The sequence below is a fragment of the Dactylosporangium maewongense genome (genome assembly GCF_039531485.1).
Lineage (GTDB): Bacteria > Actinomycetota > Actinomycetes > Mycobacteriales > Micromonosporaceae > Dactylosporangium > Dactylosporangium maewongense.
The window spans coordinates 349,603-374,496 of the sequence record NZ_BAAAQD010000006.1 but is presented as its reverse complement, the minus strand read 5'-3'; the positions used below and the strand labels follow the sequence as shown (position 1 = coordinate 374,496).

Genomic DNA, 24,894 nt, shown 5'->3' with positions numbered 1-24,894 from the left:
GTCAGTTCCTCGCCTCCTGGACTTCGTCGTGCAGCTGGTGGAACAGCTTGACCGTGGCGTCGTCCGCGTGGCCCTTCTGGCCGAGGTAGTCGGCGAACAGCTCGCCCGCGGACCGGCCGGCGCGCGCCGCGGCCCGCTCGGCGGCCTTCGGGTCGGGCAGCAGCTTCGGGTCGATGCGCACCTCCAGGGCCTTCGGCAGCAGCTCCTGGACCTCCTCGCGGAGGCCCGCCCGGGGCTGCTCCGACACGTACACCCGCAGCCACGCCTCACCGGTGTCCAGGGTGGCCAGCTGGGCGAGCGTGCCACGGACCGTCCGCAGCGGGGTCGCGACCGGCAGGGGCACCTCGCGGACCCGCGCCGCGGTGCTGGTGGTCACGTCGACGACCGCGACGGCGGAGAAGTTCTCCTCCTCGCCGAAGTCGATCGGCAGCGGGCTGCCGCAGTAGCGGATCGGGCATGGCCCGTTGACGGTCTGCGCCCGGTGCAGGTGGCCGAGCGCGACGTAGTGCGCCGAGGACGGGAAGACCGACGCGGGCACGGCGTAGCCCATGATGGTGTGCGCCTCGCGCTCGCCGCCGCCCATCGTCGCGCCGATGACCGTGAGGTGCCCGGTGATCAGGTTGACGGTGTCGCGCCCGAACCCCTTGGCGAGGGTGGCGAGCAGGCCGCCGATGTGGTGCGCGTAGCTCTGCGCGCTCTCCGCCGCGCTGAGGTCGAACATCTCCGCCGCCCGCAGCGCGTACCGCTGGGACACGAACGGCAGCGCGGCGAGCCGCCACTCCTCGCCGTCCCGCGTCCGCCCCGGAAGCAGCAGCTCCTCGGGCTTCGTGAGGGCGCCGCGGATGGTGATGCCGGCCGCGTCCGCCCACGGCCGGAGCGCATCGAGGGCCTGGCCGTTGTCGTGGTTGCCGCCGATGACGACGACGTCCGCGCCCGTCTTGCGCAGCGCCGACAGCCCCCGCGTGACGATCTTCGTGGCGTCGGCGGGCGGGCTCGCCGAGTCGTACAGGTCCCCGGCGACGATCACCAGGTCGGGCTGCTCGGCCTCGGCCACGTCGACGAGTGCCTTGAGGGCCGCGATGTGGTCGTTGGCCCGCGACTGTCCTTTGAGGACCTTGCCGACGTGCCAGTCCGAGGTGTGCAGGATCCGCACCGGTGCAGTCCTTTCGCAGTGACTAGAAGGGGATCTCGTCGTCGGTGATGCCGCCGCCGACCCGCGCGACGACCGCGAACGAGTCGTTGGCCTGGGCGATCGAGCGCAGCGTCGCGCTCGGCGCGGCGCCCGCCTCCGCGGGCCGGGTCGCCCACGACGGAAACGGGAACTCGATGCACAACGGCACCGGGATCTCCGGCTGCGACACGAACATGGTGCCGGGCTTGGCGAGCAGGGCTCGCTGGCGCTGGGCCGGGGGCAGGAACCCGTACTCCGGCCGGGACGCCTCCGCGGGGTCGAGCCGGCCCACGACCCGGATCGCGGAGTTGGCCACGATGCGCCGCTCGACCTCGCTCGCCGTCTGCTGCGCGCCGATCAGCACGACGCCCAGGGACCGCCCGCGCTCGGCGATGTCGAGCAGCACCTCCTTGATCGGGCTGGTGCCCTCCCGCGGCGCGTACTTGTTGAGCTCGTCGAGCACCACGAACAGCAGCGGCTTCGCCGTGCCCGCCTTCTCCTTGCGCTCGAACTCGCTGCGCAGCGTCACGCCGACCACGAAGCGCTGCGCCCGGTCCGGCAGGTTGTGCAGGTCGACCACGGTCACCTGGGCGCTCTCGGCGGTGTTGACCGCGTGCGGCCGGCGGGTGGCGAGGTCGCCGCGGATCAGCCGGGACAGGTCCTTCTTGCTGCCGATCAACCGGCGGGCGAACGCGTTGACCGTGCCGAGCCCGACCGCGCTGCCCGCCCACTGCCCGCGGGTCGCGTCGTCGTTGAGCTGCTCCACCAGGTAGTCGACGAGGTCGGCGTACGAGTTGAGGCGGGTGCCGTCGACGGCGACGCCGCCCTCCGCGGGCTGCGCGATGCGCGCCAGGTGGGCCGTGACCGAGTGGACCACCATCGTGTACTGCTGGCGCTCGTCGTCCGCGTCGGCGAACACGTACGGCAGCAGGCGGTCGGTGCAGAACTCCTGCAGCGTCCAGTAGAAGCTGTCGACCCCGGTCAGCCGGCTGCTGACGTCCGGCGTGCCGGAGGAGTCGCCGGCCCTTGGCGGCGCGTAGACCCGCACGTCGGGGAACGGGCCGGCGACCAGCCCGAGCCGCGCGTAGTTGGCCTCCGTCGCCGCGTCGAGGCGGCTGTTGGGGTGGTCGAGGAACAGCAGGTCCTCGCCCTTGACGTTGAAGATGAGCGCGCGGGTGTTGGCGGTCTCGCCGGCGCCGCCCAGGACGCCGGACCGGAACACCGAGTAGAGCAGGAACGTGGCGAAGCTCGTCTTCGTCGCCACCCCGGAGATGCCGGAGATCGACACGTGGGCGCCGCGGCTGCCGTCGAGGAAGTCCGCGTTGATGTACATCGCGGCGCCGTCCCGGCCGAAGCCCATCGGGATCGTGCGGTCCATCCGGTCGAAGTAGAGGGCGCCGGCCCGCGCGTCGCCCTGCGCCCGGTGGACGACGGCGCCGGGGGTCGGCGGGACGTACACCTCGGGATCGACGCGGGTCGTGGTGATCTCGGCCGCCTCCTGCACCGTCGCCGGCAGCGTGCCGTCGGCGACGAGGAACACGTCGGAGTCGAACACGACGCCCTCGTGCCGGGCCCTGACCGCGGTCACCACGCCGGCGATCTTCACCGATGGCTGGCCGGGGAGCTCACGCTCGGTGACGACGACGTCGTCGAGCTGGAGGTAGGCGTCGTCGTTCACGGCGACCCAGAACGTGAGCGGGGTCGCGTCGGCGGTGCCGAGGACCCGGCCGACGACCGGCCCGTCCTTCGTATCGTCCGTAACGTCCATCCGGTCGACCCCCAGTACATGTGTTCGCCTGTGCATCGTGCCCCAAGACCACCGGCGGATCGAAGCCACCACGCCCACCTGTGGACGCGTTCACGTTCGTTCACACGGCCAAACCACCGCAAAACAGTCGCAAGGCGATCGCGCGTCCACAGGTTGGGGACACTTGTCCACAGGCCTGTGGACAGCGGTGTGGATTCGGTTCAGCGCCCGTACCGCAGCAGCAGCTGACCATCGGCCAGCAAGGCGTGACGCAGCGTGAGGTGCTCGGGGGTCGGTGCCAGGGGTCCGGCGGTGATCCTGCCCGCTCCGGGGCCGGCGAGCAACGGCGACACCGTCAGGCACAGCTCGTCGACGAGGCCCGCCGCGGTGAGCGACCCGAACAGTCGCGGCCCGCCCTCGCTGAGGATCTGGGCGTGGCCGTCCGCGCGGAGGCGTCCAATCGCCGTGGCCAGGTCCACGTGGTGGTCACCCGCCCGGATGACGTCCGCCACCGGCTCGAGGTGCGCGGTGTCCGTCCCGTGCCGGGTGACGACGACCGGCCGGACCGGCGCGTCGGCGAGGGCGGGCTGTGCGGGGTCGAGGTCCGCCCGGCCGGAGACGATGACCAGGGTCGGGTACTCGCTCAGCCCGTGCTCCAGGCGCCACCGCCGCCGCTGCTCGTCCAGGCGCAGCGCGCGGTAGCCCTCGTCGCGGACCGTGCCGGCGCCGACGAGCAGCGCGTCGCAGCGCATCCGCAGGATCCCGAAGACCCGCTTGTCCTCCGGCCCCGACAGGCCCGCCGACTTGCCGTCGAGCGTCCCCGCGCCGTCGAGGCTCGCCACGAAGTTCACCCGCACGGAGGGCTCCGGCGGCGGCGCGTACAGGTCGACGAGCGTTGCCTGGTCGACGTCTCCCGGATGCGGGTACAGCTGCTGCACCAGCCAACCTTAGGGCCCCGGCGCACCCGTCACGGGAGGGGTGGGCGCCGGCTCGCGGTGCTGGCAGTCGCACCGGTTGCCGCCGGGGCAGTCGGCGTGCCGTTTCTCCCGACACGCAGGACAGATCACCACTTCAGGGTGCGCCGCCATACCGCCTCGGTCAACAATGACTGCACCATGGCGCGCGCGATCATCCAACTCCGCATCACGCTCGACGGCGTCGAGCCCACCGTGTGGCGACGGGTCCTCATCCCGGGCGGCTTCACCCTCGACCGTGTCCACCGTGTCGTGCAGTTCGCGATGGGCTGGGGCGACCGTCACCTGCACGTCTTCGACATCGACGGCGTTCAGTACGGGGTGCCCGACCCCGACGGCCTGCTCGACGTCCGGGACGAGCTCGACACCCGCCTGGACGCGGTCGCCCAGAAGGACGCCCGCCTGCGGTACACCTACGACTTCGGCGACTGGTGGGAGCACGACCTGACGGTCGAGGACGTGTTCCCCGCCGATCCGGACACGGCCTACCCGGTGTGCACCGCCGGCGAGCGCGGCTGCCCGCCCGACGACGTGGGCGGGCCCGAGGGCTACCGCGACCTGGTCGCCGTCCTGGCCGACCCGGACCACCCGGACCACGCCCCGATGCGCGAGTGGCTCGGCCGCTCCTTCGACCCGACGTCCTTCGATCCCGCCCGGGTGAGCACGCTCCTGCGCCGCATGACGTAAGCCCGACGAACGTCGATCGATTACATCGATCCATGACGCTTTCATGGAACTGTCGTGCGGCGACAGCTGTCGATGGCGCGCGTCCGCGTGCCCGGATTGACTTCCGTCGCTGAGATCGCCGCGCTGGAAGCGACCATGTCGCGGTAAAGGCGGACAAAACCGCTCGTCGAAATCTCGCGGTAACGAAATGGGAACGCTCCCACTGCCCCATTGACACCTGGCGGACGAGGCGCCAGTCTCATGGGAGCGCTCCCGTGGCTGTGGCCGGTGACACACCCCGCGGCCACGGGGCCACTCAAATGCTCGACCCGCCATACCCCGCGACACCCGAACGACGGACTTCACACCCGGGTCCGCCGTCGATGCATCACACCCCCACCACACACCCATCACGACCTGAGAGAGGGGTCAGGATGAGCGTCACCTCACGCCGTCTGCGTTCGATCGCCGCGGCCACGCTCGCCGTGGGTCTTACCCTCGGTATGACCACCGCGTGCAGTGCGAAGAAGGACGACGAGCCCAGCGCCGACGGCACGGGCCCGGTCACCATCTCGCTGTCCTACTTCGGCACGCCCGGCTTCAACCAGGCGGTCAAGGACTTCGAGGCCGCCAACCCGAACATCAAGGTCGACGTGAAGAACGAAGGCCAGACCAAGGACTTCGCTCCGAAGCTCGCCCAGTGGATCTCCGCCGGCAGCGGCGCGAGTGACGTGGTCATGCTCGAAGAGGGCATGCTGCTGCAGTACCTGAAGGACAACAAGGGCTTCGCCAACCTGCTGGACCTGGGTGCGGCGTCGCTGGAGAAGGACTACCTGGCCTTCAAGTGGAAGAACGCCTTCACCGCGGACGGCAAGAAGCTCGTCGGCCTCGGCACCGACGTCGGCCCCCTGGCGATGTGCTACCGCACCGACCTCTTCCAGAAGGCCGGCCTGCCGGTTGACCGCGACGCGGTCAGCAAGCTGTGGCCGACCTGGCAGGAGTACGTCAAGCAGGGCGAGATCTTCAAGTCGAAGAACACCGGCGCCGCCTGGACCGACTCGGCGACGAGCATCATGCAGCCGTACATCATGCAGAACGCGGACAGCTGGTTCTACGACAAGAGCGACAAGTACATCGGCGACACCAACAAGGCCGTCAAGGACGCCTACGACCTGGGCATGGACATGGCCGCCAAGGGCCTGACCGCGAAGCTCGCCCGCTGGCAGGCGGACTGGGACGCCGCGTTCAAGAACGCCGCGTTCGCGACCGTGCCGTGCCCGCCGTGGTACACGGGTGTCATCAAGGAGCGCGCCGGCGACGCCGGCAAGAACAAGTGGGACATCGCGACCATCCCCGGTAAGGGTGGCAACTGGGGCGGCTCCTACCTCGCGGTGCCCGAGCAGAGCAAGCACAAGAAGCAGGCCTTCGAGCTGATCAAGTTCATCACCGGCAAGCAGGGTGGCCTGGACGCGTTCGCCGAGGCGGGCCCGCTGCCCTCGTCGATCGCCGCGCTGGACGACCCGAAGATCACCGAGGCGAAGAACGAGTACTTCAACAACGCCCCGGTCGGCAAGATCTACGCCGGTGCGGCCAAGGATCTCAAGCCGATCTACCTCGGCCCGAAGCACCAGGCGCTGTGGGAGAACGGGTTCGAGCCGGCCATGCAGGCCGCCGAGCAGGGCAAGCTGAGCGCCCAGGCGGGCTGGGACAAGGCCATCAAGGACAGCAAGGCACTCGCCGAAGGCTGACCGATGCGTTGACGGCGGAGGCGGCGTCGAACCTGACGCCGCCTCCGTCCTCCACATAGCCCGTTGATCGGAAGGGATCCACCCCCCATGGCTACCAACGTCGGCGAGGTCACCGGGCCTCGCCACGGGCGCGCCCCCGCCGGGCCACCGAAACCAGCGTCGCGGCGCTCCGTGCGGGTCGGGCGGCTCGACCTGCGACTGTCGCCGTACCTGTTCGTCGCGCCGTTCTTCGTCCTGTTCGCGGTGTTCGGCGCGTACCCGCTGGTCTACACCGCCATCCTGTCGACCCGGAAGAACACCCTGACGGGTGGCGACGCGGGCTTCGTCGGGCTCGAGAACTACCGCAAGGTCCTCTGGGACGAGCACTTCTGGATCGTCATCTTCAACACGTTCGGCCTGTTCATCGTCGCGACCGTGCCGCAGCTCATCTTCGCGCTGCTCATCGCGAGCTGGCTCAACAAGAAGATGCGGGCCCGCACCGCGATCCGCATGGGTGTCCTCATCCCCAACATCACCTCGGTCGCCGCCGTCGGCATCGTCTTCGGCCTGATCTTCGCCGACCGGTACGGCCTGGCGAACTGGCTGCTGCAGAGCCTGCACCTGAACCCCGTCGAGTGGCGCAACCACCGCTGGTCGTCGTGGACCGCGATCGCGTTCATGGTCGACTGGCGCTGGACCGGCTACAACGCCCTCATCTACCTGGCGGCGATGCAGGCGATCCCGAAGGAGCTGTACGAGTCGGCGTCGCTGGACGGCGCGTCCGCGGCCCGCCGGTTCTGGCGGATCACCGTGCCGCTCATCCAGCCGACGATCCTCTTCACCGTGATCATCTCGACGATCGGCGGCATGCAGCTGTTCACCGAGCCGCTGCTGTTCAACTACGGCCGCATCCAGGGTGGCTCGCTCAACGAGTTCCAGACCGTCGCGATGTACATCTACGAGACCACGTTCACGAACAACTACAACGTGGGCCGCGGCGCCGCGATCTCCTGGCTGCTGTTCGTGATCATTCTGATCTTCGCACTGATCAACTTCGCTCTGGTGCGCCGATCCGTCAAGGGGCAGACCTCATGAGCGGCCAGCGGAGCGGCTCGGGCCGCTCATCATGTGACAGGTTTGGCTCAGGCCGACGCCGGAGCGCAGCGGAGGTGGCGGCATGAGCACGACCATGACAAGGCCCCGGAGCGTGCCGGGCACGCCGCCACCGGGGAAGAAGGGTCGGGTCCGTAGCGCCTCGGCCGCGCTCTGGGACGCCAGCCCGCTGACGTACCTCGCGCTGATCATCACGATCGTGCTGTCGGTCTTCCCGATCCTGTGGTCCTTCATCGTGGCCTCGCGGGACAACAGCGCCGTCACCGACATCCCGCCGCCGCTCACGCCCGGCCCGAACTTCTTCGACAACGCCTCGCGGGTGCTGGCCAACACCGACGCCAACTTCGTCTACGGCCTGATCAACTCGGCCATCGTGTCGTCGTGTGTAACCTTGTCAGTGGTGTTCTTCTCCACGCTCGCAGGCTTCGCCTTCGCGAAGCTGAAGTTCCGCGGGAAGAACGCCCTGCTGCTGATCATCATCCTCACGATGATGATCCCGACCCAGGTCAACATCATTCCGCTGTACCTGCTCATGGTGAAGTTCGACTGGACGAACACCCTCCAGGCGGTCATCGTGCCGTTCCTGGTCAAGGGCTTCGGCGTGTTCATGATCCGGCAGTACGCGGAGTCCGCGATCAGCGACGAGCTCATCGAGGCCGCCCGCGTCGACGGCGCCTCCACCTGGCGGACGTACTGGTCGGTCGTGCTGCCCGCGCTGCGTCCGGCGGCGGCGGTGCTGGGCCTGCTCACGTTCATGGAGACCTGGAACGACTTCCTCTGGCCGTACGTCGTGCTCAATGGCGACACCCCGACCGTGCAAGTTTCACTGAACATTCTCGCCACCGGTTATTACAAGACCGACTACGTGCAAGTCTTTACCGGGACAGCTCTTGCGATCGTGCCGCTGCTCCTGGTGTTCATCGCATTCGGCCGTCAGATCATCGGCGGCATCATGGAAGGTTCGGTCAAGGCGTGACCAGCATCGACCCGCTGACGTTCCCACCCGGTTTCGTGTGGGGTGCGGCGACCGCGTCGTACCAGATCGAGGGGGCCGCCCAGGAGGACGGCCGCACCCCCTCGATCTGGGACACGTTCAGCCACACCCCGGGCAAGACACTGGGCGGGGACACCGGCGACGTGGCCTGCGATCATTACCACCGCTTCCGCGAGGACGTGGGGCTGATGAAGGACCTGGGCATCAACGCCTACCGGTTCTCCGTCGCGTGGCCGCGCGTCCAGCCGGGCGGGTCGGGGTCGGCCAACGCCAAGGGCCTGGACTTCTACCGGCGGCTCGTCGACGAGCTGCTGTCGCACGACATCACCCCCTGGGTGACGCTGTACCACTGGGACCTGCCCCAGGAGCTGGAAGACGCGGGCGGCTGGCCCGCCCGCGACACCGCGGCCCGGTTCGCCGACTACGCCACGCTGGTGCACGGCGCGCTCGGCGACCGGGTCCGCCACTGGACGACGTTCAACGAGCCGTGGTGCTCGGCGTTCCTCGGCTACGCGTCGGGCGTCCACGCGCCGGGCCGCCAGCACGCGCCCGACGCCCTGGCCGCCATGCACCACCTGCTCCTCGGCCACGGCCAGGCGATCGAGTCGATCCGCGCCGCGGATCCCACCGCGCAGCTGGGCATCACGCTCAACCTGTACGCGATCTCCGCGGCCGACGAGACGAAGCCCGGGGACCTCGACGCGGCCCGGCGCATCGACGGGCTCGCCAACCGGATCTTCCTCGACCCGGTGCTGCTCGGCTCGTACCCGGCGGACGTGATGGCCGACCTGCGGGGGATCAGCGACTTCGGCTTCGTCCGCGACGGCGACCACAAGCAGATCGCGCAGCCGCTGGACCTGCTGGGCATCAACTACTACAGCCGCCACGTGGTGGCCGGCGAGGACCCCGACGTCCCCGCCGAGCCCTACTGGCGGGCGCCGACGTCGTGGCCCGGCAGCGAGACCGTCCGGTTCCTCAAGCGGCCCGGCGTCCCCGTCACCGACATGAACTGGGAGGTCGACGCCCCGGGCCTCACCGAGACGCTGACCCGCGTCGCCCGCGACTACCCGGCGGTCCCGCTGTACATCACGGAGAACGGCGCCGCGTACATCGACACCGTCACCGACGAGGGCACGGTGGAGGACACCGACCGGGTCGCCTACTTCGACGCGCACTTCCGGGCCTGCCACGACGCGATCGCCGCCGGCGCACCGCTGAGCGGCTACTTCGCCTGGTCGCTGCTGGACAACTTCGAATGGGCGTGGGGCTACACCAAGCGGTTCGGCATGATCCGGGTCGACTACGACACGCAGCAGCGCACGGTCAAGGCCAGCGGCCACCGGTTCCGCGAGGTCATCAAGCACAACGGCCTCGGCGAGTAACGTGCGCCGCCCGACGCTGGACGAGGTGGCCGCGCGCGCCGGCGTCGGGCGCGGCACAGTCTCCCGGGTGATCAACGGCTCGCCGCAGGTCAGCCCGGAGGCTCGCGCCGCCGTCGCCCGTGCCGTCGAAGAGCTCGGGTACGTGCCCAACCGGGCCGCCCGCGCCCTCGTCACCCGCCGCACCGACTCGGTCGCCCTCGTGGTGTCCGAGTCGGAGGAGCGGGTCTTCGGCGAGCCGTTCTTCGCCGGCATCGTCCGTGGCGTCAGCAACGTGCTGGCCGACACGTCCCTGCAGCTGTGGCTCGCGATGGCGCAGTCGCCGTCGCAGCGGCTCATGGTCGAGCGGCACCTGTCCGACCAGCACGTGGACGGGGTGCTGCTGCTCTCCCTGCACGACGACGACCCGCTCCCGGCGCTGCTCGGCAAGCGGGGGCTGCCGACCGTCCTCGGCGGGCGGCCGGCGCACATGCTCGAGATCGAGCAGGCGGGCGGGGGCGACAACGAGGTCGCCTACGTGGACAACGACAACGAGGGCGGCGCTCGCACCGCCGTCGAGCACCTGATCGGCCTCGGTCGCCACTGCATCGCGGTGATCGCCGGCCCGCAGGACATGGCGGTGGGCATCGCCCGCCTTCGCGGTTACCGGGAGGCGCTGCGCCTGGCGTCCCTCCCGCACGATCAGCGACTCATCGCGTACGGCGACTTCAGCGAGGCGAGCGGGGCCGACGCGATGCACCGCCTCATCCATCTCAACCCCGGACTCGACGCCGTCTTCGCCGCCTCCGACCTGATGGCCGCCGGCGCCATCCGCGCCCTGCGTGAGCTGGGCCGGCGGGTGCCCGCCGACGTGGCCGTGGTCGGGTTCGAGGACTCCGCCGTGGCCCGGCAGACCCAGCCGCCGCTCACCACCGTGCACCAGTCGGTGGAGGGCATGGGGCGCGAGATGGCCAGGCTCCTGCTGGCCCGCATCGCCGGCGGGCCGGCCCACTCGACTGTGCTCGACACGCACCTCGTGGTCCGCGAGTCCGCCTGAAGCAGCGCAGTCTCTATCCCCCCAGCAGGAGGCACACCGTGCGCTTCGGCCACTTCGACGACGAACGCCGCGAGTACGTCATCGACCGACCAGACACCCCGCTGCCCTGGATCAACTACCTCGGCACCGAGGCGTACTTCGGCATCATCTCCAACACCGCCGGCGGCTACTCGTTCTACCGCGACGCCCGGCTGCGCCGGCTGACCCGCTACCGGTACAACAACGCGCCGATGGACCTCGGCGGCCGCTACATCTACCTGCGCGACGAAGCCGAGTTCTGGTCGCCCACCTGGCAGCCGACGCAGACCGAGCTCGACGACTACGAGTGCCGGCACGGGCTGTCCTACACGCGTGTCGCCTCCCGGTACCGCGGGATCAAGGCCGAGACGCTCTACTTCGTGCCGCTCGGCGAGACCCTCGAGGTGTGGCGGCTCAAGGTCACGAACGAGCGGGACACGGCCGTGTCGCTGTCGGCGTTCTCGTCGATCGAGTTCTGCCTGTGGGACGCGCAGGACGACGCCACCAACTACCAGCGCAACTTCAACACCGGCCAGGTCGAGGTCGTCGACGGCGTCATCTACCACAAGACGGAGTACCGGGAGCGCCGCGACCACTTCGCCTACTTCGCGTGCAGCGAGCCGCTCGCCGGCTTCGACACGTCCCGGGAGGCGTTCCTCGGCCCCTACCGCTCCTGGGACCGGCCCCTCGCCGTCGAGCGCGGCGAGTCCGGCGACTCGATCGCCCACGGCTGGCAGCCGCACGGGTCGCACCACGTGAAGCTCACCCTCGAGCCGGGGGAGACCCGCGAGATCGGCTTCGTCCTCGGGTACTGGGAGAACCCCCGCGACGCGAAGTTCGACCCGCCGGGCTCGCAGACGATCAACAAGGCCGGCGCGCAGGCGAAGGTCGCCACCTGGCTGGCCCAGGAGACCGTCGACGCCGGCCTCGCCGCGCTCGCCGCGCGCTGGGAGGAGCTGCTCGGCGGGCTGCGCGTGCAGACCCCCGACGCCGACACCGACCGCATGGTGAACATCTGGAACGCGTACCAGAACATGGTCACGTTCAACATGAGCCGGTCGACGTCGCTGTACGAGTCGGGGATCGGCCGCGGGATGGGCTTCCGCGACTCGAACCAGGACCTGCTCGGCTTCGTCCACATGATCCCGGAGCGGGCCCGCGAGCGGATCCTCGACATCGCCGCCACGCAGCTGCCGACCGGTGGCGCATACCATCAGTACCAGCCGCTGACGAAGCGCGGGAACAACGACATCGGGTCCGGCTTCAACGACGACCCGCTGTGGCTCATCCTCGGCGTCTCCGCGTACATCAAGGAGAGCGGCGACTGGGGCATCCTCGACGAGCCCGTGCCGTTCGACAACGCGCCCGGCAGCGAGCAGTCGCTGTACGAGCACCTCAAGCTGTCGCTCCGGTACACCACCGAACGCCTCGGGCCGCACGGCCTCCCGCTGATCGGCCGGGCCGACTGGAACGACTGCCTCAACCTCAACTGCTTCTCCGACACGCCCGGCGAGCCGTTCCAGACCACGGAGAACGCCACCGGCGGCGTGGCGGAGTCGGTGTTCATCGCCGGCCAGTTCGTCCTCGCCGCCCGCTCGCTCGCCGAGCTGGCTGTTCACAAGGACGACGATCCGGCGGCCTACCTGACCGCCGCGGAGAAGATGACCGGCTCGATCGCCGAGCACGGCTGGGACGGCGCGTGGTTCCGCCGCGCGTACGACTTCCACGGCAACGTTATCGGCTCCGCGTCCAACGACGAGGGCCAGATCTTCATCGAGCCGCAGGGCATGTGCATCATGGGCGGCGTCGGCCTGGACGACGGCACCGCCGTGCGCGCCCTGGCCAGCGTCCGCGAGCGGCTCGCCACCCCGCACGGCATCGTGCTGCAGCAGCCGGCGTTCTCGTCGTACCGCATCGAGCTCGGCGAGATCTCCTCCTACCCGCCGGGGTACAAGGAGAACGCCGGGATCTTCTGCCACACGAACCCGTGGCTCATGATCGCCGAGGCGATGGTCGGCAACGGCGACGGCGCGTTCGACTACTACAAGCGGATCAACCCGTCGGCCCGCGAGGAGATCGGCGACCTGCACCGCTGCGAGCCGTACGTCTACGCGCAGATGATCGCCGGCCGCGACGCGCCCACCCACGGCGAGGCGAAGAACTCCTGGCTGACCGGGACCGCCGCGTGGAACTACGCGGCCGTGACGCAGTGGATCCTGGGCATCCGGCCGGAGCTGTCCGGCCTGCGGATCGCGCCGGTCATCCCCTCGTCCTGGTCCGGTTTCTCGGCGGTACGGCGCTTCCGCGGCGCGACGTACACCATCACGGTCCACAAGGAGCCCGGCGTCCCGGCGACCTCGTGCTCGCTCGTCGTCGACGGCGTGCCCGTCGACGGCGGCGTCCTGCCGGTCGCCCCGGCCGGCAGCTCGGTGCAGGTCGAGGCGCATTTGTCGTAGATCGTTTGGTTTTGCTTTGGCTTTGCCGCCGCGGTGTCGCGATTCTGGGGCACCGCGGCTGCAAGATCGCGAACGTGTGCGCACAATGGGGCGTGTCTTCCACCAACAGCCGCCCCCGTTCCGCGGGCCGCCCCACCCTCGATGAGGTCGCCTCGCGCGCCGGCGTGGGGCGGGGCACGGTCTCGCGGGTCGTCAACGGCTCGCCGCAGGTGAGCCCGGAAGCGCGGGCGGCCGTGCAGAAGGCGATCGACGAGCTCGGCTACGTCCCCAACCGCGCCGCCCGAGCCCTCGTCACGCAGCGCACCGACTCCGTCGCGCTCGTCGTGTCGGAGTCGGAGGAGCGGGTCTTCGGCGAGCCGTTCTTCGCCGGCATCGTCCGCGGCGTCAGCTCCGCCCTCGCCGACACCCAGCTGCAACTGTGGCTCGCCATGGCCCAGTCCCCGGCGGAGCGCCAGCGCGTCGAGCACCACCTCACCAACCAGCACGTCGACGGCGTCATGCTGCTCTCCCTGCACGACGCCGACCCGCTGCCGCAGCTGCTGGAGCAGCGCGGCCTGCCCGTCGTCCTCGGCGGCCGCCCCGCCCGCATGCTGTCGTCCTCCGGCGGCGCCTCCTCCGACGTGGCCTTCGTGGACGCCGACAACGAGGGTGGCGCCCGCCTGGCCGTCGGTCACCTCCTGGACCGCGGCCGCCGCCGGATCGCCGCGATCGCCGGCCCGCAGGACATGGCCGCCGGCGTGTCCCGCCTCGCCGGCTACCGCGAGGCCCTCGACCGCGCCGGCCTGCCCGCCGACGAGTCCCTCATCGCCTACGGCGACTTCAGCGAGGCCTCCGGCGAGGTGGCCGTCCGTGAGCTGCTCGCCCGCGACCCCTCGGTCGACGCCGTCTTCGCCGCCTCCGACCTGATGGCCGTCGGCGCGCTGCGGGCCCTGCGCGAGCTCGGCAAGCGCGTCCCGTCGGACGTCTCCCTGGTCGGCTTCGACGACGTCGCCATCGCCCGCCAGACCGACCCGCCCCTGACCACCGTCCACCAGCCCGTCGAGGCCATGGGCCGCGAGATGGTCCGGCTGCTGCTCGCCCGCATCGCCGGTGCCGCCCCCACCGCCGTCATGGTCGAAACCCACCTGGTCGAACGCGCCAGCACGCTGTAATTCCCCCCACCGCTGCCGCGGCGGGGCCCGGCGGGGATTCTCACCCGCGGCCCCAATGCGCCGCTCCGCGCCGCACTGCTTCTCGTGATCCGGAAGACTTTATGTCGCCAGAGCAGCACAAAGTCTTCCGGATCACGGAAGTTGCCGTCGGCCGTGATCCCCGAGCGGGTGGTGGCTCCCCGTCGCCGATCTTCCGTTGGCCGCCGTTGATCGAATGACGGATCTGGCTGTGATAGCGGCCAGAACTGCAATTCGATCAACCGCGGAGTAGCGCGGAGGCCGGCGGCCGGGGGTGTCGTGGGGAGTGGGTGTGTATCTCCCCGCCGGGGGCAGCGGTGGGGGGATTGCGGCGCAGTTTGCGGGAGGTGGGGATCGGGAAAGCGGTCAATGGAGGAGAGGTGGCTGAGATGACCGCACAGTGGAAGAAGGGTAAGCGGCGCGCGGAGAGCGTGGCTGAGGACGCCTGGGACTATCTGGTGTCCGCGGTCGAGTCGGCGCGTTCGGTCGGCGGGTCGGTGAAGGACCGGGCGTATGACCTCGCGGATGAGGCGTCGAGCCGGTACGGCACGGCGTCGGACCGGGTCGGGTCCGCGGCGGACGAGGCGTGGCACCGGGCGAGCCTGGCGTTCGACGCGTTGTCGGGGCGGAAGCAGCGCAAGCCGTGGGGCTGGATCGCGATCGCCGTGCTCGGTGGGATCGCGGTCGGCTGGGCGGCCGCCGCTTCGGCACCGAAGGCGATCCAGGCGGCGCAGGAGCGCTTCGAGGACGTGGAGGACCTGCCGTCCGCCACGTACGAGGCACCGGCCCCGTACCGCGTCGCGGAATGAGCGAACGGGCCGTCCCCCGAGGCAGGGGGCGGCCCGTTTTCAAGCCCGTCTCCAGGCCCTCTTCAGGCCCTCTTCAGGCCCGTCTTCAGGAGCTCAGCTGTACTTGCGCAGCTCACGCTTGGCGAGGGACGCGCGGTGCACCTCGTCGGGGCCGTCGGCCAGGCGCAGCGTCCGGGCCTGTGACCAGAGGGCGGCGAGCGGGGTGTCCTGGCTGACGCCGGCCGCGCCGTGGGCCTGGATGGCCTTGTCGACGACCCATTCGGTCATCTGCGGCACCGCGATCTTGATCGCCTGGATCTCGGTGTGGGCGCCCTTGTTGCCGACGGTGTCCATCAGCCAGGCGGTCTTCAGGACCAGGAGCCGGGCCTGTTCGATGCGGACGCGGGACTCGGCGATCCAGTCGCGCACCACGCCCTGCTCGGCCAGGGGGCGGCCGAACGCGATCCGCTCGCTGACCCGCTCGCACATCAGCTGCAGGGCGCGCTCCGCCATGCCGATGAGCCGCATGCAGTGGTGGATGCGGCCCGGGCCGAGACGGGCCTGCGCGATCGCGAACCCCGAGCCCTCCTCGGCGATGAGGTGGTCGGCGGGGACCCGTACATCGGCGAACTCCACCTCCGCGTGACCGCCGTGGGCGGCGTCGGTGTAGCCGAACACGTGCATGCCGCGCTTGACGGTGACGCCCGGGGTGTCCCGCGGGACGAGGATCATGCTCTGCTGCCGGTGCCGCTCGGCGGAGGGGTCCGACTTGCCCATCACGATGAAGATGGCGCAGTTGGGGTTCATGGCGCCGGAGGACCACCATTTGCGGCCGTTGATGACGTACGAGTCGCCGTCGCGCTCGATCCGGGTGGCGATGTTGGTCGCGTCGGACGAGGCTACGTCGGGCTCGGTCATGCAGAACGCGGACCGGATCTGGCCTTCCAGCAGGGGTTTGAGCCAGCGGTCCTGCTGCCCCGGCGAGCCGAACCCGGCGAGGACCTCCATGTTGCCGGTGTCTGGCGCGGCGCAGTTGAGGGCCTCGGGCGCCAGGTGCGGGCTGCGGCCGGTGATCTCGGCGAGCGGCGCGTACTGCAGGTTGGTGAGGCCGGCGCCGAAGCGGTCGTCGGGCAGGAACAGGTTCCACAGGCCGCGGTCGCGGGCCGACGCCTTCAGCTCCTCGATGACCGCGGGGCGCGCCCACGGGTCGCCTGGACCCGCGCTGAGCGCGGCCAGCTCCGCCTCGAAGCGGGGCTCGGCCGGATACACCTCCTCCTGCATGAAGTCGGTGAGCTTCTCGTGCAGCTCGGCGGTGCGCGTGTCGAAGCGGAAGTCCATCAGCTCTCTCCGTTGATCGCTGCGAGACCCTGCGCGAGCAGGGGCGGGACCAGCGCGCCGATCTGGTCGAAGCCTGCGCCGACCGTCTGGCCGCTGGTGTAGCGGAAGTGGATGCCCTCGAGGATGACGGCCAGCTTGTAGCAGGCCATCGCGACGTACCAGTGCAGGTCGTCCAGCGCCGCGCCGCTGGAGACGGCGTAGCGCTGGAGCAGCTCGTCGCCGGACGGGAACCCGGCGTCGGCCCCCAGCCCGTCGGCGATCGGGTTGAAGCCGAGCTTCAGGCGGTCCAGCACCGTCCAGTACGCCAGCAGCAGCCCCAGGTCGGTGAGCGGGTCGCCGATGGTGGCCATCTCCCAGTCGAGGACGGCCGCGACCTTCAGGCGGGCGGGGTCGACGATGAGGTTGTCGAGCCGGTAGTCGCCGTGCACGATCGCGGTGGTGGCGGAGACGGGGATCGTGGCGGCGAGCCGGTCCCGCAGCTGTGCGGCGTCGGGCAGGTCGCGGCTCGTCGACTGGGCCAGCTGCTTCGACCAGCGGCGGACCTGCCGCTCCAGGAAGCCCTCGGGCCGGCCGAAGTCGCCCAGGCCGATCCCGGCGGGGTCGACGCGGTGCAGGTCGGCGAGGGTGTCCATCATCGCGAACGCGACCTCGCGCCGCGCCTCCTCGCCGAGCGCGTCGGTCTGCCTGCGGCTGCGCAGCACCACCCCGGGCACCCGGGACATCAGGTAGAACGGCGCGCCGAGGACGCTGTCGTCCTCGCACAGCAGCAGCGCCTCAGGGACCGGCACGGTCGTCGGGCCGAGCGCGGAGATGATCCGGTGCTCCCTGGCCATGTCGTGCGCGGTGGCAAGGACGTGCCCGAGGGGCGGGCGGCGCAGCACGAAGACCTCGTTGACGATGTAGGTCAGGTTGGACCGGCCGCCGGCGATGAGCTCGGCCTGGATGGGTTCGGTGACGAGCCCAGGAGCCTTGTCCTGGAGGTACGCCGCGAGGCGGGCGAGGTCGAGACCGGGCGGGGTGCTCATCCGGCCAGTCCAGGGGTGAGACGCGTTCTCTGTCAAGAGTCGAGCCAGGTATTTCACCGCCAAATGTCCGTTTCCCTGGGGCTTCGGAAGGACCCGGAGACGTTCCGGCATCGATACGGCGGCGAAACGGCGCGGAAACCCGGGATCGGCAAGCTGTTCTCAGCACCAAAGAACGGCAGTACCGGAGAAACAAACAGGTGACGTACACCAACGGCGGCGTACACGTCAGCCAAGGACGAACAGGGAGGTCGACGTCGATGCTGTTGCGGCTGAGAGTGGCGCTACCTGACCGTCCCGGCTCGCTCGGGCAGGTCGCCCGGACGCTGGGTGTGGTCGGCGCCGACATCGTTTCGGTCGTTGTGCTGGAACGGGTCGGTGGCCGCGCGGTGGACGACCTCACCGTGGTGTGGCCGGCTTCGGCCTCCGTCGATCGTGTCCTCACCGGTCTTGCGGCGATCCCAGGCGTTCGCGTGGACGGTGTGTGGCGCGGCACGGAGCTGTCGGAGCCGAGCAGTGGCCGCGAGGTCGCGCTCATCGGACAGGTGGCGGCGAACCCGCAGCACGGCCTGGCAACGGTCGTGGACGCGGCGCCGGCACTGTTCGGAGCGGACTGGGCGGTCGCGATCCTCATCGGATCGGACTGGGCGGGCGGCGGCGCGCGAGCCCAGGCATGGTCCGGCTCCTCGGTGATCTGCGCCAGCTGGCGCACTCCGGATGTCCCCCCACAGGTGGACATCGCACCACTCCGGCCTCGCGCGATCAGCGCTGCTGACGGCATCCATCTTGCTGTCGCGCCTTTTCAACGTGGAGGTCTGGTCCTTGTCGTCGCCCGCGGCGGGGCGGACGGCGACGCTGGAGCACCACCGTTCCACGGTTCCGAGGTGGAGCGGCTGGCGCAGCTGGTCGGTGCAACCGCATCTGTGCTCGGGGATCGGCTGGCGGGGCCTGGCTTGGCGGAGCTGGGTAAGGCGGGAGGCTCCGTTGCAGGAGCCCCCGCGCCCGCCGGCGCAACCATCCCCAGGGTGGCGTGAGATGACCCTCTGGCGCATCCGCGCGACGGTCGACGACCGTCCCGGTTTCCTGTCCGTGCTGACCGCAAGCCTCGCGCTGCGCAAGGTCAACATCCTGTCGGTCCAGGTGCACACCACCGAGTCCGGCGCCGTCGACGACTTCCTCGTGGAGGCGCCCGACGAGCTGACCGTCGCCGACCTCACCGAGGCCGTGCGGCGCGGCCGGGGCCGCGACGCGTGGGTCGCCCAGGCCGACGTGCGGGGCCTCATCGACGAGCCGACCCGGGTCCTCGCCCTGGCGGGGAAGGTCCTGGACGGCTCGGCGACCCTGGAGGAGGCGATCGCGGCGCTGCTCGGCGACTGCGACATCTCCTGGCGGGCGGACACGTCCACGGGCGCCGAGGGCTACACGTCGACCGGCATGCAGCTGCAGGACCCGGCCGGCGGCACCCTGTACGTCCGGCGTCCCGCGCCGGCCTTCACCCCTGCCGAGTACGCCCGGGCGCACGCGCTCGTCGCCCTGGCCCGCGTCGCGGGGAAGCGCAACACGGCAGCCTGAGACGTTCCTCAGCAGCGCTCGTCCTTGGCGGAGGACGGGCGCTGCTTTTTTGTGTCCTGACATGTAGTCTGCCGATATGTTGGTCGGGTACATGTCGGGGGGCAACCTATGAATGCGCTGGATGCCGCGCGGTGGCAGTTCGCCGTGACGGCCTCGCTGCACTTCCTCTTCGTCGCGCTCACGCTCGGTCTGGTGTTCTTCGTGGCGTCGGTGCAGACCCGCTACGTGCGCACCGGCGAGGAGGTGTACGGGCGGATGGCCCGCTTCTGGGGTGTGCTGTACGCGATCAACTACGCGGTCGGCATCGCCACGGGACTCGTCATGGAGTTCGAGATCGGGCTGAACTGGAGCGGCCTCAACCGGCTCACCGGCGATGTGTTCGGCGCACCCCTGGCGATGGAGACCCTGATCGCGTTCGTGCTCGAGTCGACGCTGCTCGGCATGTGGCTCTTCGGCTGGGGCAAGCTGAACAAGAAGCTGCACCTGGCCCTGATCTGGGGCGTCGCCGCGACCGCGCTGCTGTCCGCGTTCTGGGTCATGGTCGCCAACTCGTTCCTGCAGCACCCCGTCGGCTACGCGCTGGACGCGGCCGGCACCGTCCGGCTCACCGACTTCGGCGCGCTGCTCACCAACAGCGCCCTGTGGTTCGCGCTCGGCCACACGGTCTCGGCCGCCATGCTGACCGGCGGCATCTTCGTCGCCGGCGTCAGCGCCTGGCACCTGCGCCGCCGCGACACCGAGGACGGCTTCTTCCGCAGGTCGCTGCGCAACGGCCTGCGCTCCGCGCTGGTCGGCGTGTTCCTCACCATCGGCTTCGGCTACGCCCAGTTCGGCCCGCTCACCGACAACCAGCCGACGAAGCTCGCCGGCGGCGACGAGGCCGTCGCCCAGCAGGCGGCGATGGTCGCGAAGCACGGCCCCGGCGACTACATCCCCAGCAGCATCGTCGGTGCGTCCCTCGGCGTCATGATCATGGTGGCCAACCTGCTGTTCCTGATCCTGCTCGCGGCGCAGCTGCTCACCATCCGCGACACGATCATCAAGCGCCGCTGGGCCCGGCCGATGCTGTGGGTGCTCACCGCCCTTATTCCGGTGCCGTTCCTGACCGCGATCGCCGGCTGGATCGTGCGCGAGGAGGGCCGCCAGCCGTGGGCCGTCTACGGGCTGCTCAAGACCGCCGACGCCGTCTCGCCGATGAGCGACCGGGCGCTGACGCTGTCGACGATCGGCTTCACGGTGCTCGTCGCCGGGCTCGCCCTCACCGACTGGTGGCTGCTCGCCCGCAGGGCCAGACGCGGCCCCGGCGACGAGTTCCTGCCCGAGACCCTGCCCGCACGCGAGGAGGTGCTGGTGTGAGCACGTTCTGGTTCGCAGTTCTGGGGCTGCTGTTCGCGACGTACTTCGCACTCGGCGGGCTCGACCAGGGCGTCGCGCTGCTGCTGCCGCTGTACAGGAGCGACGACGCCAAACGGGGCGCGCTCAACGCCATCGGGCCGATGTTCCTCGGCAACGAGGTGTGGATCGTCGGTGCCGTCGGCGTCCTCGTCGCCGCGTTCCCCCGGCTGGAGGGGGAGCTGTTCGGCGCCGCGTACCCGGTGATCGTCGCCGTGGTGCTCGGCCTCATCGCCCTGAACGCCGGCGTGCAGCTGCGCGGCCGGGCGGTGCGCCGCGGCGGGTTCGACGCGCTCATCACCGGCGGCGGCCTGGTCCTCGCCGCCGGCTGGGGCCTGCTGCTCGGTGTCGTGTTGCACGGTGTACCGGTGGACGCCGGCGGCCACGTGCACGGCTTCGCGCCCCTCGCGAGCCCGGCCGTGTGGCTCACCGCGCTCGCCAACGTCGCTCTCGTCGTGGCCAACGGCGCGGCGTACCTCAACTGGCGCGGCGTCGGCGCACCGTCGAGGACCGGGCCCGCCGCCGCGGCCCTCGTGGCGCTCGCGGCCGGCGCCTGGTATCTGCAGGGCCCGCCGGACATCCGCAACCCGCTGCTCGCCACCGTCCTGGCCGCGGTCGTCGTGGCCGCGCTGGTCTTCGCCGGCGTCGCGAAACGTCCGGGGCGGGCGTTCGTGGCCACGCTTGTGGCGTGCGCCCTACCCGTGATCGCGGTGGCCCTGGCCAGGTACCCGGGCGTGCTAGCGTCCACGATGGACCCGGGTGCGACGGTGACCGTCGAGAGCGCGGCCGCCGGTGGGGACACCCTCCGGCTGCTCGCCATCGGCGCGGCGCCGCTGCTGCCCGTGCTGGTCGCCGTGCAGATCTCCTGCTGGTGGCTGTTCAGGCGGCGGGAGAGTCAGCCCACCCCTCTCTACTGGTAGGGCGCGCGGACGTTCATGGACAGAAGACTGCTGCGGCTCGGGCCGGTCAGGCACTATGCGACGGTGCTGGCCGGCTCGGCCGTCCTGGCCGCGATCCTGATCGTCGGCCAGGCGGTCAGCCTCGCCACGTTGCTGACGGGCTTCACCACGAACGCCGCCCTGACCTGCCTCGCGTTCGTCGTGCTGCGCGGCGCGCACGGCGCCGTCGCGGGCGCGGTCGCCGGGCGCGCGACCGCCCGCGTCAAGGCGCACCTGCGGGCGGAGCTGCTCGGCGCCGCCACCGCCCGCGGCCCCGGCTGGCTGGGCGGGCAGCGCGCCGGCGAGCTCGCCACCCTCGCCGGTCGCGGCGTCGACGGGCTCGACGGGTACCTCTCCTCCTACCTGCCGCAGGTGTTCCTCGCCGTCACGGTCCCGCTCGCCACGCTCGGCTGGCTCGCGTTCACCGACCTCACCTCCGCGATCGTGGTCGGCGTGACGCTGCCGCTCATCCCGGTCTTCGGCGTGCTCGTCGGCAAGCAGACCGGCGCCCGCACCAAGCACCAGTGGCACCTGCTGCAGCGCCTCGGCGGCCACTTCCTCGACACCGTCATCGGCCTGCCGACGCTGCGCACGTTCGGCGCCGAACGGTCACAGGTCCGCCGGGTCCGGGCCATGGCCGACGCCTACCGGGTCGCGACGATGCGGACGCTGCGCCTGGCGTTCCTGTCCGCGCTCGTGCTGGAGCTCGTCGCGACCGTCTCGGTGGCGCTCGTCGCGGTGCCCGTCGGCCTGCGGCTCCTCGACGGGAAGCTGACCCTCGCCGCGGCGCTGGTCGTGCTGCTGCTCGCCCCGGAGGCGTACCTGCCGCTGCGGGCGCTGGGCACCAAGTTCCACGCCAGCCAGGAAGGGCTCGCGGCCTCCGCCGAGATCTTCAAGGTCCTCGACGCCGCGCCGGTTCCGCCGGTACGGGCGGCGCCCCGCCTCCCGGACGCGCGCTTCGCGGGTCTCGTGTTCGACCGCGTGGAGGTGCGCTACGGCGATGTCGTGGCCCTGCGCGACCTTACCCTCGAGGTGATGCACGGCGACAGGGTCGCCCTCGTCGGCCCGAGCGGCGGCGGCAAGTCCACGCTCCTGTCGTTGGTGCTCGGCTTCGTCACGCCGGCGTCGGGCCGGGTGCTCGTCGACGGCGCCGACCTCGCGGACCTCGACCTCACCGCGTGGCGGGCCCGGCTCGCATGGATGCCGCAGCGCCCGCACCTCTTCGCCGGCACCGTCACCGACAACATCCGCCTCGGCGCTCCTCCCGCCTCGCCAGGCGCTTCTCCCGATTCGTCAGGCGCTCTTTCCGGTCTGCCAGGTGCTGCTTCCGGTCTGCCGGGTGCTGCTCCGGATTCGTCGGGCGCTTTTTCCGGTTTATCAGGCGCTCCGCGCCCGCTAAACCGGAAATATCAGCATTCGCCGTGGCTTGACCAGGATGTCGTCGACGCCGCCGTCGCCGCGGACGCCGACGCGTTCATCCGGGCCCTGCCTCAGGGGTACGACACCGACCTCGGCCGGCACGGGCTCTCCAGCGGCCAGCGGCAGCGGCTCGCCATGGCCCGGGCGTTCCTGCGGCGCGACACGGCGGACCTGCTGCTGCTCGACGAGCCGACCGCCCGCCTCGACGCGGCGAGCGAGGCGGCGGTGATCGACGCCGCCGCCCGGCTGGCGGTGGACCGCACCGCCCTGCTCGTCGCGCACCGGCCGGCGCTGCTGTCGATCGCCACCCGCGTCGTCGAGATCAAGGACGGCGTCGCGTCCGCGGTGGTGGCCGCATGAAGCTCATCCCCGCGTCCGCGCTCGTCCGGCTGGTCCTCGCCGGGCTCCTCGGCGTGCTGACGGAGGTCGCCGGGATCGGCCTCGTCGGCACCGCCACCTGGATGATCGTCCGGGCGGCCGAGCAGCCACCCCTGGCGGCGCTGTCGGTGGCGATCGCGGCGGTGCGTGGCTTCGCTCTGGTCAAGGGCGGTCTGCGGTACGCCGAGCGGCTCGCCGGCCACGACGCCGTCCTCCGGGTGCTGGCCGATCTGCGGGCCCGCGCGTTCGCCGCGCTCACCGCGTCCCGCGGGCGGGTGTCGTCCGGCGACGTGCTGAGCCGGGTCGTCTCCGACGTCGACGGGGTGCAGGACGCCGTCCTCCGCGGGGCGCTGCCGGCCGGGGTCGCCGCCGTCGTCGGCCTCGGCGGGGTCGCGGGGCTCGCCGTCGCCGACCCTGCCGCGGGGCTGGCGCTGCTTGCCGGGCTCGTCGTCGCCGGGGTCGTGCTGCCGTGGGCCGGGCACCGCCTCACCGCCGCCCGGAGCGGGGCGATCGCCGCGGCCCGGGGCGAGCTGACGGCCGCGACCGTCGACGTGATGCACGGGGTGGCGGAGCTGTCCGCGTTCGGGGCGCTGCCCGCGGCGCTCGCCGACGCCGAGGCGCGGGGCCACCGGCTCGCCGCGCTGGAGGCCCGGTCCGCGACCGTGGCCGCGGTCGTCGGCGGGATCGCCGCGGTCGTCCCGGCCGCGCTGGCGGTCTGGGTCGGCGTGGTCGCCGGCGGTTCGTCGGCGGCGGTGCTCGCGCTGGTTGCGCTCGCCGTCGGGGAGGTCGTGGTGCCGCTCGCCGGGGCCGCCGTCCGGCAGACCGAGCTGCGCGGCGGCCTGCACCGGGTCCGTGCCCTGCTCGCCACCACCGTCGACGACCTGCCTTCGGACGAGCACGACGGGCCGCTGGCCGGCACCGTGGACCTGGCGCTGCGGGGCGTGACCGTCCGGTACGGCGACGACCTGCCGCCCGCCCTCACCGACGTCGACCTCGCGCTGCCGGCGGGGAGCCGGGTCGCGGTCGTCGGGGCCAGCGGGTCCGGCAAGTCGACGCTCCTCGCCGCGATCGCCGGCCGGGTGCCCCTCGCGTCCGGCACCGTCGACGGCATGCCCGGCGGGGCAGCGGCGTGGCGGGTGGCCGGGGGCGTGTTCGCCGACGCGCACGTCTTCCACGCGACGGTCCGCGACAACCTGCTCCTCGGCCGCGACGGGTTCGACGACGCGGCGCTCCGGCAGGCGCTCGTGGACGCCGGGCTGCCCGAGTACGCCGACCGGCTCGACGACCTCGTCGGCGAGGACGGCGGGAAGCTCTCCGGCGGCCAGCGGCAGCGGCTGCTCCTGGCGCGGGCGCTGGTGGCGGCGCCGCCCGTGCTGCTGCTGGACGAGCCGACCGAAGGCCTCGACGCCGGCGCGGCCGACGCCGTCCTCGACAGCGCGCTGCGGGCGGCGGGGGAGCGGACCGTGGTCGTCGTGACGCACCGCGCGGCGGAGCTCGGCCGGTTCGACCGCGTCGTGCGCGTGGAGGAAGGCCGGACGACCAGCGGCTGACGCCGCCGGGACCGTGCGCGTCGGCAGAAGGCCTGACGAGCGGCGGG

20 protein-coding genes are annotated in these 24,894 nt (G+C 71.3%); 15 read left to right on the top strand and 5 right to left on the bottom strand.

Annotation, left to right across the window (positions count from 1 at the left end; all coding sequences use genetic code 11):
* Window position 1: 1 nt before the first annotated feature.
* The 3 genes from ABD332_RS18185 to ABD332_RS18175 all read right to left on the bottom strand — a co-directional run bounded on the left by ABD332_RS18185 (window position 2) and on the right by ABD332_RS18175 (window position 3,847).
* Window positions 2-1,153 carry a metallophosphoesterase family protein gene (locus tag ABD332_RS18185; protein WP_344503131.1) on the bottom strand — a complete coding sequence of 384 codons (1,152 nt, stop codon included), beginning with the start codon at window positions 1,151-1,153 and terminating at the stop codon, window positions 2-4.
* 22 nt (window positions 1,154-1,175) lie between these two features.
* A complete protein-coding gene (locus ABD332_RS18180; RefSeq protein ID WP_344503130.1) occupies window positions 1,176-2,939 on the bottom strand; it encodes an ATP-binding protein in 1,764 nt (587 codons plus the stop codon).
* Window positions 2,940-3,139: 200 nt separating this feature from the next.
* A complete protein-coding gene (locus ABD332_RS18175) occupies window positions 3,140-3,847 on the bottom strand; it encodes a pyrimidine reductase family protein (protein ID WP_425552235.1) in 708 nt (235 codons plus the stop codon).
* Window positions 3,848-4,033: 186 nt separating this feature from the next.
* Between ABD332_RS18175 and ABD332_RS18170 the strand changes: the two genes are divergently transcribed.
* The 9 genes from ABD332_RS18170 (at window position 4,034) to ABD332_RS18130 (ending at window position 15,259) form a co-directional block, all read left to right on the top strand.
* The gene (locus ABD332_RS18170) at window positions 4,034-4,579 is read left to right on the top strand and encodes a plasmid pRiA4b ORF-3 family protein (RefSeq protein WP_344503128.1); all 546 of its coding nucleotides are present in this window, start codon (window positions 4,034-4,036) and stop codon (window positions 4,577-4,579) included.
* Between the two features lie 413 nt (window positions 4,580-4,992).
* Window positions 4,993-6,306: an ABC transporter substrate-binding protein gene (locus tag ABD332_RS18165; protein ID WP_344503127.1), complete on the top strand. Its 1,314-nt coding sequence runs from the start codon at window positions 4,993-4,995 to the stop codon at window positions 6,304-6,306.
* Between the two features lie 87 nt (window positions 6,307-6,393).
* Window positions 6,394-7,380 carry a carbohydrate ABC transporter permease gene (locus ABD332_RS18160; RefSeq protein ID WP_344503126.1) on the top strand — a complete coding sequence of 329 codons (987 nt, stop codon included), beginning with the start codon at window positions 6,394-6,396 and terminating at the stop codon, window positions 7,378-7,380.
* 94 nt (window positions 7,381-7,474) lie between these two features.
* Window positions 7,475-8,374: a carbohydrate ABC transporter permease gene (locus ABD332_RS18155; protein ID WP_344503249.1), complete on the top strand. Its 900-nt coding sequence runs from the start codon at window positions 7,475-7,477 to the stop codon at window positions 8,372-8,374.
* Window positions 8,371-9,774, top strand: coding sequence for a GH1 family beta-glucosidase (locus tag ABD332_RS18150; protein WP_344503125.1), 1,404 nt, complete (start codon window positions 8,371-8,373; stop codon window positions 9,772-9,774). Before ABD332_RS18155 ends, ABD332_RS18150 begins: the two co-directional genes overlap by 4 nt.
* Before the next feature lies 1 nt (window position 9,775).
* Window positions 9,776-10,807: a LacI family DNA-binding transcriptional regulator gene (locus tag ABD332_RS18145; protein ID WP_344503124.1), complete on the top strand. Its 1,032-nt coding sequence runs from the start codon at window positions 9,776-9,778 to the stop codon at window positions 10,805-10,807.
* Window positions 10,808-10,845: 38 nt separating this feature from the next.
* The gene (locus tag ABD332_RS18140) at window positions 10,846-13,281 is read left to right on the top strand and encodes a glycoside hydrolase family 94 protein (RefSeq protein WP_344503123.1); all 2,436 of its coding nucleotides are present in this window, start codon (window positions 10,846-10,848) and stop codon (window positions 13,279-13,281) included.
* Between the two features lie 92 nt (window positions 13,282-13,373).
* Entirely contained in the window at window positions 13,374-14,432 is a 1,059-nt protein-coding gene (locus ABD332_RS18135) for a LacI family DNA-binding transcriptional regulator (protein WP_344503122.1), read from the top strand.
* Between the two features lie 407 nt (window positions 14,433-14,839).
* Complete coding sequence (locus ABD332_RS18130; protein ID WP_344503121.1) at window positions 14,840-15,259, top strand: hypothetical protein; 420 nt, start codon at window positions 14,840-14,842, stop codon at window positions 15,257-15,259.
* A 93-nt stretch (window positions 15,260-15,352) separates the two neighbouring features.
* On the opposite strand, the gene ABD332_RS18125 is transcribed toward ABD332_RS18130, so the two are convergent.
* On the bottom strand, window positions 15,353-16,576 hold the full coding sequence (locus ABD332_RS18125) for an acyl-CoA dehydrogenase family protein (protein ID WP_344503120.1): 1,224 nt from the start codon (window positions 16,574-16,576) through the stop codon (window positions 15,353-15,355).
* Window positions 16,576-17,601, bottom strand: a complete 1,026-nt coding sequence (locus tag ABD332_RS18120; RefSeq protein ID WP_344503119.1) for a phosphotransferase family protein — start codon at window positions 17,599-17,601, stop codon at window positions 16,576-16,578. The genes ABD332_RS18125 and ABD332_RS18120 overlap by 1 nt, the downstream gene beginning before the upstream one ends.
* 257 nt (window positions 17,602-17,858) lie before the next feature.
* On the opposite strand from ABD332_RS18120, the gene ABD332_RS18115 reads away from it, so the two are divergent.
* The 6 genes from ABD332_RS18115 (at window position 17,859) to cydC (ending at window position 24,847) form a co-directional block, all read left to right on the top strand.
* Window positions 17,859-18,632 (top strand): ACT domain-containing protein, encoded by a 774-nt coding sequence (locus tag ABD332_RS18115; RefSeq protein ID WP_344503118.1) that lies wholly within the window; start codon window positions 17,859-17,861, stop codon window positions 18,630-18,632.
* 1 nt (window position 18,633) lies between these two features.
* The gene (locus tag ABD332_RS18110; protein WP_344503117.1) at window positions 18,634-19,170 is read left to right on the top strand and encodes an ACT domain-containing protein; all 537 of its coding nucleotides are present in this window, start codon (window positions 18,634-18,636) and stop codon (window positions 19,168-19,170) included.
* A gap of 108 nt (window positions 19,171-19,278) precedes the next feature.
* Window positions 19,279-20,526, top strand: coding sequence for a cytochrome ubiquinol oxidase subunit I (locus ABD332_RS18105; RefSeq protein ID WP_344503116.1), 1,248 nt, complete (start codon window positions 19,279-19,281; stop codon window positions 20,524-20,526).
* Entirely contained in the window at window positions 20,523-21,482 is a 960-nt protein-coding gene (locus ABD332_RS18100) for a cytochrome d ubiquinol oxidase subunit II (protein ID WP_344503115.1), read from the top strand. The genes ABD332_RS18105 and ABD332_RS18100 overlap by 4 nt, the downstream gene beginning before the upstream one ends.
* 15 nt (window positions 21,483-21,497) lie before the next feature.
* Window positions 21,498-23,279 (top strand): thiol reductant ABC exporter subunit CydD, encoded by a 1,782-nt coding sequence (gene cydD / locus ABD332_RS18095; protein WP_344503114.1) that lies wholly within the window; start codon window positions 21,498-21,500, stop codon window positions 23,277-23,279.
* Window positions 23,276-24,847 (top strand): thiol reductant ABC exporter subunit CydC, encoded by a 1,572-nt coding sequence (gene cydC / locus ABD332_RS18090; protein WP_344503113.1) that lies wholly within the window; start codon window positions 23,276-23,278, stop codon window positions 24,845-24,847. The genes cydD and cydC overlap by 4 nt, the downstream gene beginning before the upstream one ends.
* The last annotated feature ends 47 nt before the right edge of the window (window positions 24,848-24,894 follow it).